This window comes from Candidatus Methylomirabilota bacterium (genome assembly GCA_003104975.1).
In the GTDB taxonomy this organism is placed as follows: Bacteria; Methylomirabilota; Methylomirabilia; order Methylomirabilales; family Methylomirabilaceae; genus Methylomirabilis.
The window spans coordinates 76,691-90,088 of record PQAM01000012.1; the positions used below are offsets into that span (position 1 = coordinate 76,691).

The 13,398-nt window shown below is 57.2% G+C and carries 8 protein-coding genes; all 8 read right to left on the minus strand.

Translation table 11 applies throughout. The features are described 5' to 3' along the window. Nucleotides 1-103: 103 nt before the first annotated feature. Nucleotides 104-1,351 (minus strand): MFS transporter, encoded by a 1,248-nt coding sequence (locus tag C3F12_10725; protein PWB44856.1) that lies wholly within the window; start codon nt 1,349-1,351, stop codon nt 104-106. A gap of 367 nt (nt 1,352-1,718) precedes the next feature. Then, the gene (locus tag C3F12_10730; protein ID PWB44857.1) at nt 1,719-4,040 is read right to left on the minus strand and encodes a sodium-translocating pyrophosphatase; all 2,322 of its coding nucleotides are present in this window, start codon (nt 4,038-4,040) and stop codon (nt 1,719-1,721) included. A gap of 230 nt (nt 4,041-4,270) precedes the next feature. Continuing rightward, a complete protein-coding gene (locus tag C3F12_10735; protein ID PWB44858.1) occupies nt 4,271-5,674 on the minus strand; it encodes an amidophosphoribosyltransferase in 1,404 nt (467 codons plus the stop codon). Between the two features lie 89 nt (nt 5,675-5,763). Beyond that, entirely contained in the window at nt 5,764-6,930 is a 1,167-nt protein-coding gene (locus tag C3F12_10740) for an alanine transaminase (protein PWB44859.1), read from the minus strand. A 958-nt stretch (nt 6,931-7,888) separates the two neighbouring features. After that, nucleotides 7,889-8,233 (minus strand): hypothetical protein, encoded by a 345-nt coding sequence (locus tag C3F12_10745; GenBank protein ID PWB44860.1) that lies wholly within the window; start codon nt 8,231-8,233, stop codon nt 7,889-7,891. Next, nucleotides 8,230-8,646, minus strand: coding sequence for a hypothetical protein (locus C3F12_10750; protein ID PWB44861.1), 417 nt, complete (start codon nt 8,644-8,646; stop codon nt 8,230-8,232). Before C3F12_10750 ends, C3F12_10745 begins: the two co-directional genes overlap by 4 nt. Nucleotides 8,647-9,028: 382 nt before the next feature. Then, nucleotides 9,029-11,572, minus strand: coding sequence for a restriction endonuclease subunit R (locus tag C3F12_10755; protein ID PWB44862.1), 2,544 nt, complete (start codon nt 11,570-11,572; stop codon nt 9,029-9,031). Nucleotides 11,573-11,582: 10 nt separating this feature from the next. Further along, nucleotides 11,583-13,262 (minus strand): type III restriction endonuclease subunit M, encoded by a 1,680-nt coding sequence (locus C3F12_10760; GenBank protein ID PWB44863.1) that lies wholly within the window; start codon nt 13,260-13,262, stop codon nt 11,583-11,585. Between the last annotated feature and the right edge of the window lie 136 nt (nt 13,263-13,398).

Genomic DNA, 13,398 nt, shown 5'->3' on the forward strand with positions numbered 1-13,398 from the left:
ATCAGAGCATACAATAGCTTGCCTCCTTTTCAAAGGGGGAGGTGACCTGAGATGAGGTGCAAGGGCGCAATCTATTAACTGCTCCCCTTAATAACGGCATACACTATTTGAACGCACCGACCTGGCGAGCGCCTGCACTCTCTTCGGGAGGCTTGAGAGACCGGAACTTGTGATACAAGATTACGTCGTAGATAATTTTTAAACCACCGGCGACCACGAACGGTGCGCCGATGAGCACAGGATTCGCAAGCAAAAGACCGCTGAGTGCCGGCGATAGCGATGAACCTACCGAACGGGCTATCGTGGTGACCCCGGATGCGGCGGAGCGTTCGTCGGGAGACACGACCGCCATGGTGTACGACTGACGGGTCGGCACATCCATCTGTGAAATACTGAAACGTAGAAGAAGCACACCGATCGCGAGGGGCAGATTGGGCATGAGCGGCACAAGGCAGAGCAACACATTCGAGGGAATGTGTGTGAACACCATGGTCCGAATCAGGCCGATCCGTGCTGCGATGCGGGCAGCCAATAGCGCCGAGATGCCGGCCAGGATATTTGCGCCAAAAAAGATGCTGCCGAGTAGCCCGACGTCAATTCCAAATTTGATGTGAAACCAGTACGCGATAAGGCTTTGAATCACAAACCCACCTGCGAACGCATCCAACGCAAACAGGGCGCTCAGTTGCATCACTACCCCTCTGGAACGATGCAGCCCCAACATGCGATGGGCAGGCATACGGCTTGCTGTCGTTTCAACCGATGAGGACAGACACAGAAACGTTGAGGCAAGCAATACCCCGCTTATGGCATAGCCGATCAATACGACACGGTACGACTCCAGCGGTGAAAAACCAGATCCCTGCAGGGTGTGAGCCAGCCACCCACCGCCCAACGCGCCCGACGCAGTCGCAAACGAGCCGACAAGGTTATACCACGCAAACACATGCGTACGTCGTTCGTTCGGCAGGAGTTGGGACAGGGCAGCCTGTTCAATGGACAAGAACGGACCGATTTCGTTTCCACTTGGGCTGATAACACCGATAATCGCGGCAACGATCAAGAGGGTAAGGTTGTGCGTGAGAACAAACGCCGCACCGGCCACGATCATCAATACCGCCCCCAGCACCAGCATTCGTCGCCTACCGAACCGGTCGGCTGACATGGTAATCCAGAGCGAAATCCCCGCGTCACCAACCAGCGTCAGGGTAAGCAGTAAGCCCATGGCTTGTTCGCTCAGGCCGAGCTGCGCGAGATACAACGTCAACACAACAGACAAGAAGCCGTAGGCGAACAAGCGCATGGTGCGCGTACCAAATAACAGCGCAATGTCAATCTTCGAACGCGCCATTGGATTTACCTTGTCGAATCATTGCCCGGCCGCAGGCGTACAGTACGTCATACGCTGAATACCCCATACCCGCGGTTCGGCCACATTTATGATGAAGCAATATGACCCACGAGCCATTCTCGTATGGGTATATATTCACATCACCGTCACGCCCATAGGAAAAACCGGCGCTCGCCCCTAAGAACATAACGGCCCTTCAGGGCTTTACCTACCCTGAAGGGCCGTTATACTTACGCTCCAGTCAGACGTTCTCGCCTGCCTGGCGGCAGACAAGTCTGGCTGATTCCTATTGTTTCCCTGCCGACAATCACCGCTGTACCCTGTGTCAGGATGATCGGCAGGCGATTGAAAGCACAAGCCGTCTCGGCTAGTGCGCGCGGCTGGCCTCCGCCTGCTTTGCCGCTGCTGCGGGTTCCTCCTCAACGATCGAGCCTCGCTTGCTGAAGAGGACCGACATCCCGAGGATAAGGACGCACGCCCCAAAGATCAGCCCCCGCACGCCCCAACTTATCTCGCGAATCGCCAGCGGGGCCACCAGGATCGCGACCAGGTTCATCACCTTGATCATCGGGTTGATGGCCGGTCCGGCGGTGTCCTTGAACGGATCGCCGACCGTATCGCCGATGACGGCGGCCTTGTGGCAGTCGGTTCCCTTGCCGCCGAACAGACCCTCCTCGATCTTCTTCTTGGCGTTGTCCCAGGCGCCGCCGGTATTCGCAAGGAAGACCGCCATGAGCTGGCCGGTGAGGATTGCGCCGGCCAAGAAGCCGCCCAGCGCCGGCGCCCCGAACGCAAAGGCGACCAGGATCGGGCTGACGATCGACAGAACACCCGGCCCCAGCAGCTCCTTCTGGGCCGCCGACGTGACGATCTCCACGCACCGACCGTAGTCGGGCTTCTCCTTGAACTCCATGATCCCCGGCTTTTCCCTGAACTGTCGCCTCACCTCTTCAACCAGCAGGAACGCCGCTCGGCTCACCGCCTGGATCGCAAAGGAGGAGAAGAGAAACGGAACCGCCCCCCCAATCAGGAAGCCGACGAAAACCTCCGGCAGGTTCACCTGAATCCCCTGCTCAAAGAGATGCGCCTCATCGATGAACGAGCGGAAGAGCGAGACGGCGGCAATGACCGCCGTCGCGATAGCCAGCCCCTTTGTGAGGGCCTTCGTCGTATTGCCGACGGCGTCGAGCTTGGCGACAATTCGATGGGCTTCGATCCCCGACGGTGTTTTCGGATTGTTCTTCAACGCGCCGGACATCTCGAAGATGCCGTTCGCGTTGTCGGAGATAGGGCCGAAGGTATCTTCGGCCAGGACAAAGCCGGTGGTCGCCAGCAACCCCAGTCCGGCCAGCGCAATCCCGTACGCCGACAGCGAAAAGCTTCCGCCGAAGATGCTGTAGGCGCCAAAGATGGTGGCGGCAATGGCCAGGATGGCCCACACGCTCGATTCGAGACCGGCCGCAAACCCGGAGAGGATCAGCGTGGCCGGGCCGGTCCGGCTGGAATAGGCAATCTCGGTGACCGGCTTCTTCTCGGTCGCGGTGAAATACTCTGTCAGCCACTGGATTAACAGCGCCAGGGCGATCCCCATCACATTCGCGAGAAAGACCCGCCACCACAGCGCACCGTATTTCTCGCTCACGATATCGCCGAGATAGAGGTAACTGACGACCCAGAAGCCGGCAACGGAGCTGAGCGCCGCCACCCAAAATCCGACATTGATCGGTCTCATCGGGTTCATGTTGGGATCATCCTTGCCCCGAACGCACCAGGTACCGAGGATTGAGCCGAAGACGCCGACGGCGCGGATCAGGAGGGGGTAGATGATCAGCGCCAGGACGACCTTGGAGGCGCTGGCTGCCCCGCCGAACGCCTCAACAAAGTCCTTATCCAGCATCGCCCCGGCTCCCAGGATAATAGCCGCTACCAGCGTCACCTCGTACGACTCAAAGACGTCGGCCGCCATCCCGGCGCAGTCCCCGACGTTGTCACCCACATTGTCGGCGATGGTGGCGGCGTTGCGCGGGTCGTCCTCCGGAATCCCCTTCTCAACCTTGCCGACCAGGTCAGCGCCTACATCAGCCGCCTTAGTGAAAATGCCGCCCCCCATGCGCATGAAGAGGGCGGCAAGGGACCCACCAAAACCAAAACCGATGAGGATTTTCATCGCATTCTCTTTGAACAGGAGAAAGATGATGGTGGCACCCAGGAGCCCCAGGCCGACGGTGAACATCCCCGAGACAGTCCCGGCCCTGAAGGCGATCTCCAGCGAGCGCTTAAAGCTGTGCAGCGCCGCTGCAGCGGTCCTTACATTGCCCTTCACGGCCAGCCACATCCCGACGTATCCGGCACCATAGGACGCGCCGACCCCCATGAAGAAGGCGAGCGCCACACCAAGCGGCAGGAGCATCCCCTCATAGATCGCGCGATACATGAAGAAGAGGCCGATCGTGATCGCGATGACGAACCAGATCATCGTCTTGACCTGGCGCGCCAGGTAGGCGAACGCCCCCTCTTCAATCGCCATGGCCACATCCTGCATGGCCTGAGTACCGGGGTCTTCTCCGATGATCTTCTTCGCCAGGAAGGCGCCGTAGCCTAAGGCGATGAAGGCCGAAATCAGGACAAACCAGAGGATCTTCCATTCCTGCGGGCCAAAAGTCGGTAATACAATACTGGCTTCACTCATGCAACGTGTCTCCTCATTACCGAAAAGCTGGTAGCTGGTAACCGACCGCAGTGAACACCGATGCTACATGTCGACAAACGGGCAGCGTTCTTTTTCCTCATCGATACATAGGGGTTGCTCACGACTGTGGCAGGCCTCGTCACGGCCGTGCCGAAGCAAGGGGTGATCAGTTCCCGGAAGGGAAGCCCCCTGCTTTTGAGCAGGATCTCTCTACGCGCCCCACGCCCCCTCTAGTCTGCAAAGAGGCGGAGTTGCTCCTGGTTCTCCTCGACAAAGGGGATCGGGTAACTGCCGCTGAAGCAGGCGTGACAGAACTCTGCCGCCCCCTGGCTCTCCTTCCCGGCCGCCTGCTGCAATCCCTTCAGGCTGAGATAGCCGAGGCTGTCGGCGCGAAGATAGCGTCGAATCTCCTCGGCATCGTGCGTCGAGGCGATCAGCTCCTTCCGTGTCGGGGTATCGATCCCGTAGTAGCAGGGCGCGATGGTCGGGGGCGAGCTGATCCGAACATGCACCTCCGATGCGCCGGCCGCCCGGATCATCGAGACGATCTTGCGGCTGGTGGTCCCGCGGACGATCGAGTCGTCCACGACAACCACACGCTTCCCCTCGAGCAACTCTCGAATGGCATTCAACTTGATCTTCACCCCGAAATGTCGAATCGCCTGTTTCGGCTCGATAAAGGTCCGACCCACATAGTGATTGCGGATCAGCCCGTGCTCAAACGGTAGCCGCGCTTGTTCCGCAAAACCGAGCGCGGCAGGCACGCCGGAATCCGGCACAGGGATCACCACATCCGCCTCGACCGGGTGCTCGCGCGCCAGGTGCCGTCCAAGATCTTTCCGAATCCCGGCGACCGATCGACCGAACAAAAAGCTGTCTGGTCTGGAGAAGTACACATACTCAAAGATACATTGCGACTTGGGCGCAGGTGGAAACGGAAAAAATGTCTGGACACCCCGCTCATCGATCCGAACGACCTCGCCGGGCTCGATATCGCGAACGAATTGTGCCTCGATCAGATCAAAGGCGCAGCTCTCCGACGCGAGTATCCACGCGTCCCCAAATTTGCCCAACGACAGCGGACGGAATCCGTAGGGGTCGCGGACGCCCAACAGCTCGGTCTCATTCATAATCGCCAGCGAATAGGCGCCACGAATCTGACCCAGAGCATCGATGGCGGCCTCCAACAGGTTCCGCTCCCGTGAACGGGCGATCAGGTGGACGATCACCTCGCTATCGGTGGTAGAGCCGAATATCGACCCCTGCGCCTCGAGGTCCTGTCGAATCTTTTCCGCGTTGGTCAGATTGCCGTTGTGCGCAAGCGCGATCTGGCCTCGGAGATAGCCGGCCAGCAGGGGCTGCGCATTCTTCAGGTGCGAGGTCCCCGTCGTCGAGTACCGAACATGACCGATGGCGAGGTTGCCTTTGAGACGCCGCAGCCTGGTCTCAGAAAAGACGTCGGCTACCAACCCCATCGCCTTTTCCAGATGCAGCGACCCGCCATCCGACGTTGCAATGCCGGCGCTTTCCTGCCCCCTGTGCTGAAGCGCATAGAGGGCCAGATAGGCCAGGTTCGCGGCCTCCGGATGGCCGTAGATTCCTACTACGCCGCACTCCTCACGAAACTTATCCATCGGCCTTCAGTCAGCAGCTTTCAGCAGTTCACTGCAGCAACCAGCCATCTTGTTCTCATCACTAACCACTAACCACTGATCACTGTTTTTTATAGTACCCGCTTCAGCCCCTGGATAGCCTGGCGAGTTCGATGCTCGTTCTCGACAAGGGCGAACCGGACATAGGCGTCGCCATACTGCCCGAACCCAATCCCCGGAGAGACGGCGACCTTTGCCTTGTCGAGTAAGAACTTCGAAAATTCAAGCGACCCCATACCTTGGTATGATTCCGGAATTTTGGCCCAGACGAACATCGTACCCTTCGGCTTCGCGAGCGTCCATCCGATCCGGTTCAGCCCGTCGACCAGCGCATCGCGACGCACTCGATAGGTCTCTACCGTCTTCCCCACACAGGTCTGCGGGCCGTTGAGCGCGATGATCGCCGCAATCTGGATCGGCTGGAACATCCCATAATCCAGATAGCTTTTCAGTCGCGTCAAGGCCGCAATGATCCGCGGATTGCCGACGCAGAACCCGACACGCCAGCCGGGCATGTTGTAGCTCTTGGAGAGCGTAAAGAACTCTACCCCAATCTCTTTTGCCCCAGGGACCTGTAGAAAGCTTGGCGCCTGGTACCCATCAAAGGTCAGATCTGCGTAGGCCAGATCGTGGATCACGATCAGGTGGTGCTCCTGCGCAAACGCCACGACCTTTTCAAAAAACGCAAGGTCCACGGTCGCAGTGGTGGGATTGTGCGGAAAGCTCAGAATCAGCAGCTTGGGCGGCGGCCAGCTTTCCCGGTGGGCGGTCACAAGCGCCTCATAGAAATCGATCCCCTCTTCAAGGCGCACGCTGCGGACATCCCCCCCGGCGATGATCACCGAGTACGGATGGATCGGATAGGTCGGACTCGGTACCAATGCCACATCCCCCGGTTCTGCGACCGCCAGCGCCAAGTGCGACAGCCCCTCCTTGGCGCCAATAGTCGCAATCGCCTCCCGTTCGGGATCGATCTCCACTTCATATCGCCGCCCATACCAGTCGGCGATGGCGGACCGGAGCTTGGTGATCCCGCGCGAGGCGGAGTACCGGTGGTTGCGAGGGTTCATGGCCGCCTCACAGAGCTTCTCAACGATATGCGGAGGGGTCGGCAGATCGGGGTTGCCCATCCCGAAGTCGATAATATCCTCGCCGCGAGCCCGCGCCTCAACCTTAAGCTCGGTCACGATGTTGAAGACATAAGGGGGCAGCCGACTGATTCGGTGAAACTCCCGCATCCACGCTCCTTTCGATCACCGTGGCGACCGTTCATCTTATCGCTAAATTCGCCCTTCACGCTACCAAAAGGGGGGCCACACTGTCAAACAGAATTGCGATAGGGCTCGCCTACCCATCCTCTCCAAAATAGGAGTAACGCCAATAACAGCGCTCCTCCGGGGCGATGGCCGAGCGCGTGAGAATCTCGCGAATTCTGACAACACGACCGCCGTGATGTTTCCCTCATTAGCTTGCCTTACTGCAAGGCGTTTGAGCGACTCCCATGACCTGCGTCTCACCAGGCGAACGTTGGCGCGCCGCTCGCGCTCATCGACCGCGTATCACTACTGCCCTGCGTCGAAGATCCGTCGCCTATTTCTGGCCGTCATTCCGGCCAAGCCCGCGTACCGAGCGCGAGCCGGAATCCAGAGATTTGTATGAGTTCTGGCTCCCCGCTCCCGCTTAATGCTTGCGGAGACAAGGCTTGCTAGAATACCGTATGCGCCGCTGGCGCCCATGAGGATGAAAGTCTGTTGCGAAACCGTCCCGTCACTGGCTGGTCATTGCGAGCGGCCAACGGGAGCGCGGCAATCTCACCGTAGTTGCCCCAAACGACTGTGAGATTGCTTCGGCTGCGCCTCGCAATGACACGAGAGACTGTCTGGGCAATGACGATACATGGAGCGCCGACCTCTTTATCGCACTTCTGACTCGGGACAGTAGCACCCACCGTCCATTCTCGTGAGTGAATATCGTTGCATAAGTGCCGTGTAGCCGGGTAGCGTTCCTCAACCCAGCCTACCGGGCTAGTGTAGTGTATCCAACGCTTCTTTACATGTCCCGTGCACCCTGAGCCTGTCGAAGGGTGAAGTATTTCAATAGGTTCCGTTCATAGGTTCGACAAGCTCACCACGAACGGATTGTAAAGGTATTTGTGAGACACTACACTAGCGGTGGTCGCGCAAAGCGGGAGGAATGTCAGAGATATAGCACGTCGAAGTCGTCAAGGCCCCCGGGGAACCGCTTGGCCACACGAGTCAGGGCATCAGCGATACCTTTTACTTCGAAGCCGCGCATACTCGGCGGGCACAGAATGATCCCGGCATGCGGTTCCTGCCGTCGGATGGCCTCCTGGGCGAGGACGATAAAGTGCCGAGCATTTCTGGTTACGAGGCACCGGCCCTCGCCGGCCGCATAGGCAAGCTGCTCTCGATCTGACATCTGGAGGTTTCCGGCCTCGATGGCACTCACCACATCAATACCCTTCTTCCGAAGCTGCACGGCAATCTTGGGAGAAAGATCTTCATCCAGATAGAATTTCACGCGAGCGATACCAGGCCGCGATACCTGGCCTCAATAACCTCGTGTGTCAGGGCCGCATTCTCCCGGATTTCCGCGTCAATCTCCTGAGGATACCTTCGGTAGTAGAGCAGGCACGCCTTGACTTGCGCGGCCGAGAGTTGGGGAAGCGCTTTCCGGAGCATACGCTCGTCGCGTCCGGCGGCCAAATAGTCCCGTATGACCTCCCACACTCCGAGCCCGCTGCCGGCGACCTTGGCTTCACGTCCCCCGGGTTCATCGGCGAAATAGACTCCCGGGCACTCCCGCATGCGCAACGCCTCCTCGATCAGGTCTTGCGTCACCTCGGAAAAGGTACGGCGCGAACGCCTGGCAATCCGATCAATCTCAGCCCGAAGCTGCGGCCGCAGCCGTAATGTCTTCGTTGGCGTTGTCATGAGCAGACCTCCGTATCAGGTTCTGCACCACAGTGTAGCACACTGTATTCTCAAAGTCAGGCTGCTCGTGTTGACCACTTCGATCGCGAATCACACTACTGTCCTGTGTCTGAGATTCGTCGCCTATTTCTGGTCGTCATTCCGGCCAAGCCCGCATAGCGGGCGCGAGCCGGAATCCAGGGAATTGTACGAGTTCTGGATTCCCGTTCCCGCTTAACGCTTGCGGGGACAAGGCTCGCGGGAACGACGGTACAGAGCGTGCCGATTTCTCCATCGAACCTCCGATTAGGCACCCTACGCTCCAGCGGCTATTCTCGTGGGGGGAATGTGGTTGTGTGGGCGCCGCATAGCTGGGCTTCGTCCCTTAACCCATCCCACCGTGCTACACTGCCGAGCCGAGCAGCTTCTTTAGATCGTCTCGCCAGTCGCGATCCGCGTATTCGCCCTCGTCCAGGACTTGAAAACGGAAGGTCTCATCCCGGAAGTCTTCCGCGAGTTTTTGCCAGGGGACTTTGTATCCGACCTGCTCAAAATAACGGCCCACTTTCTGCTTGTAGTTGGTATCTTCGTTTCCTTTGAGATGCTTGCCCTTGCTTTCGACCACAACCACCGAGGCGACCGGCTTTTTATTGTGGCCCTGTTGAACGACGAAATCCGGATAGATTTTATTCCGCTTGTACCCTTGGATTGAGAAGCACTGCGCGCCAACGAGATTTCGATACCACCACAGGACTTCGGGATGTCTGTCGAGGTACAGCGCAACTGACTTTTCGTAGTCGTTGAGGTCATCCGGCACGTAATCGAAGAGGGACCGTTGGACCGGCTCGTGGTCGTCATGGATCAGCCTCTTTGTTCCCCGAATCTCGATCTTCGGTGGAATTTCAAATCGCCCTTCGACACATTCGAGATAGAAGCCGAGTCGTTTATTCTTGAATAGCGCCTCAAACGCTTCTTGGGTTTGGTGGTCCGTCCCGCGCTCGATTAGCCCCCTAATCTTTTCACGCACCTCAAACTTGACCAGCCCTAATCGACCTGAAAGCTCCGGGGTGAGTTGGTGCAAACGCTCAGTGACCCGATCCACGATCTCTCGTAGCTGCTTCTGGCTGAAGTAATCAAACGGCAGGCTGGCTACCAACCAAGCCTTCACCTGTTCATCGGTCTCAGGAGTCGCCGATTCGCGTTCCGCCACACGCTCCAGATCATCTTGTTCCAGGGTCAGCCGATAGATGGAATCCCTTGCGGCTTCCAGCGCCGCCGCCATGTTCCAGTCTATGTCGGCATAATCGAATCGTGTCACATCGACTTGGCTGAGTAAATGCCGGAAATAGTCGAGGACATCGTACTTGTCTCCGTGCTTGACGCAAAAGCGAGGGAGATAGATCTTGCCCTCGAACTCCCGATAATAACGGCGGAATTCTTCACGAATGCCGGCCACGCGCTTCTGCCCGGCCTTGCCGTCGTCGGCGCTGCGGTCAACGACACTCGCCGCGTCGCCTTCGTAGCCCTCCTGTTCCAGCGCCTTCTTGACCTCACGGGAAATATCCTCCGCCTTTCGTTTTGCGCAGAACACATAGCTCTCGTTCAACTCGTCGAACGGCGTCCTCTCTACATAAGGTTGTCGAAGCACCCGCCCTACCAGTTGCGTCATACTCTGCTGGCTGCCAGTGTTATTGAGCGAAACCAGAATGTAGGCAAACGGGCAATCCCATCCCTCTTGTAAGGCCGCCTTGGTGATGATCCATTCCACAGGGCAGCCTTCGGCCAGGAGGTCCATATCCTCGATATCGTTCTTATCTGAAGTCTTTATCGCGATGGCCGATTCATGGACGCCCTCCCTCTGCATCAGGTATTCCTTCACGTCTTCGCTGTGAACGAGGCCGGTGTCCCGCTGATCCTCCCCTGTCCGCTCGACCTGAACCAGTACGATCGGGCGAATGAGCTTCTCGGTTGCCCTGTAGTGCTGCTCCGCCAGCTTCGTCAAGCGCTCCCGCTTTTCCCGCGCCTGCGTCAGGCAGTTCTTCCAGGATGGCTGGTTGGAATTTGCGATGTTGATCGGCAACTTAATCATCTGTTCTTCAAGTAATTCCTTACCGGTTACCCGAACCAGGACGTTGGCATCCTTATGCGGTGTAGCCGACAGTTCCACCACAATTGAGGCATTGAATCCCTCGATGGTCTTACGAGCCAGGTCGCTGGTGGCCTTGTGCCCTTCGTCCAAGATGACCGCCGGCTCATAAAGACGGACTAAGTTGCCGAGCGAAGTCTTGACCAATCCCCCATCACGCCCATCCTCATCTCCAAGCATGTCCAGATTCAGAAACCGGCTCTTCAGCGCCTTGTGCTGTTCAGGATCGTTCTCAGGTGGGAAATGCTGGACGATGTTGCCCCCGCTATCCCGAAAAAACTTGAGCTGCTCACGCGTCTCGCGGTTGGTGCTGGCGAGTTTCAGGAGGAGGATGTTCAGGTTGCTGTGAAGCTGCCCTGGCGTCAGGCGGAAAATCTCGTGTTTTTCCCACACCTCAATACGGCGTGACAGCGCAAACTCCAATGATTCGCGATAGAAGTGTCTGCGGTCACGAAGCGCCTTAAGGGTATCTTTATAGATCTGATCACTGGGAACCACCCACAGCACCAACCCGGAACCGTTGCGGTTTTTCAGAATGGTTTGATAGACGAGGCCAAGGATCTGAGTAGCCAGTAAAGTCTTGCCGCCGCCGGTGGGCACTTTGATGCAAAATGTGGGGAGGTCCTTCCCGAGGCCGTTCTTGCGCGGATGATAGTCTCCTTTGATGAAGAACTGTCGCTTGGCATCGTCCCAAGCCCCAAGTGATGCATACCTGTTACCGGCTGCCTGCTGAGCCGCCAGCGCCTCCAGAAACAGCTTCACCTCCCGAATGACTCGCTCCTGGTAACGCTTCAGTTGCATGAGAGAAGTATCACTTTAGGTTGAATGGGACGATCATCGGCCGTACCGTCCGCCTCGTTGCTTGCTCAAACTTCGCCAGGTCGTCACGGTGGACCCATATTTTCTCACAGTACACCACCACGTTCCTATTCTTCTCCGTCTTATCGAGACCCTTGAGCCACTCCATGTCCAACCGGCGGTCTGCCTGACCGTCGGGCGTATAGAGCAGATAGTAGCTGGTCCCGTGATGTTCGCCGATCTTCCCGCTCTTCTCGTTCATCATCTTCCGCTCAAAATCCCGGCTCGTCTCCGTATAGAAGATGTACTTGGCCAACTCCTCATAGGCCGGCAACTGCTTGCCCCAATCGCGGTATTCCCCGAAGAGCGGCTTGCCGACACGGGCATAGGTGAAGGAACCGCCGAGACCTGCTACCTTTTCTCGACTCGTTTTCCCCCTCGCTCCTCGTTTTGTATAAGCGTACCCTTCAATGACCCTTTTCGTGCGTTCGGCTGTGATCATTCTGCAAATGTTAAGTTTTTCCTTTTCATGGTCCTTTGTATCGTAAGGAATCTGGACAAGGATAAACTTGCGCCTCCCGCCGTCGTCTTTGTTAATTTCCAAAACAGCGTGTGCGGTTGTACCACTGCCAGCGAAGGAATCCAAAACCAAATCGTCCGCTGATGTCGCAATCTGCAAGATGCGTTTTATCAACGCGACTGGCTTGGGTGTCGTGAATACTTCCATGCCGGAAAGGATCTGAAGGTATTCCTGTTTTGCTTCTTGAGTATGTCCAACGTCATCGTAATCCCACACTGTCTGAGGAATTAACCCCTCTTGAACCTCAGAAAGGAATCTTTTAATCCGAGGAACATTGTTGCCGTCCTCCCCCCACCAAATTCGTCCGTCCGCATCCATCTCCCAAAGCGTTTCTTCAGGCATCCGCCAGTAACTTCCGCCCGGCGGCCCCTTAATTACCCGTCCGCCCGGACAAGTAATCGAATACCGGCCCTTACTGTAATAGTTGCGGGCATCCAGTCCACCGGACCGCCATGGGCCTCTTGGATCATTGTCGGGGTTCGTATAATCAGCTTCTTGATCGGCCGTTCTCGGAAGCAAGTTGCGGTTCCATTCGCTTGCTTTTCTTGCGAAACAGAGAATGTAATCGTGACTCATTGAAAGGTGCTTGGACTGTTTAGGCCCGGTACTGTTTCGCCAAACGATTGTTGCTATGAAATTTTCTGGACCGAACACCTCTTCCATCAGCATCCGTAGGTGTGCAAGTTCGTCGTCGCCGATACTCACGAAGATCGCTCCGTCGTCACGAAGTAATTCCTTCAATAGCTGGAGGCGCGGGTACATCATACAGCACCACTTATCGTGGCGGGTAGCGTCCTCTCCTTCTTTGCCGACCGTCTGGCCGATCCACTCCTTGAACTGTGGTTGGGTGAGATTGTCGTTATAAACCCACCCCTCGTTGCCGGTATTGTACGGGGGATCGATGTAAATGCACTTGATCCGTCCTGCGTGAGTCGGAAGCAGCGCCTTGAGCGCGATGAGATTGTCGCCTTCGATGATTAGGTTGCCATCAAGCCCTAGTTTCTCGCCCTTCCCTAGAACTGACAGGGCGGCATCGAACTCCAGGGTATGATGCGAGACTGTGTGGTGATAGCACTCAATCGCCGTCTTCCCTTTGAACTGCAACACCGGCATCTTTCTTCACGCTCCTATAAATTTGCTGGGAGGATGGGTGCAAACTAGACCAGAGCCAACTAATGCGTCAAGCAAAAACAAAAGGCTCAGAACTCTTCCGAAGTTGAGACCCATCTGACCTTCCCCCGGTTTCCTG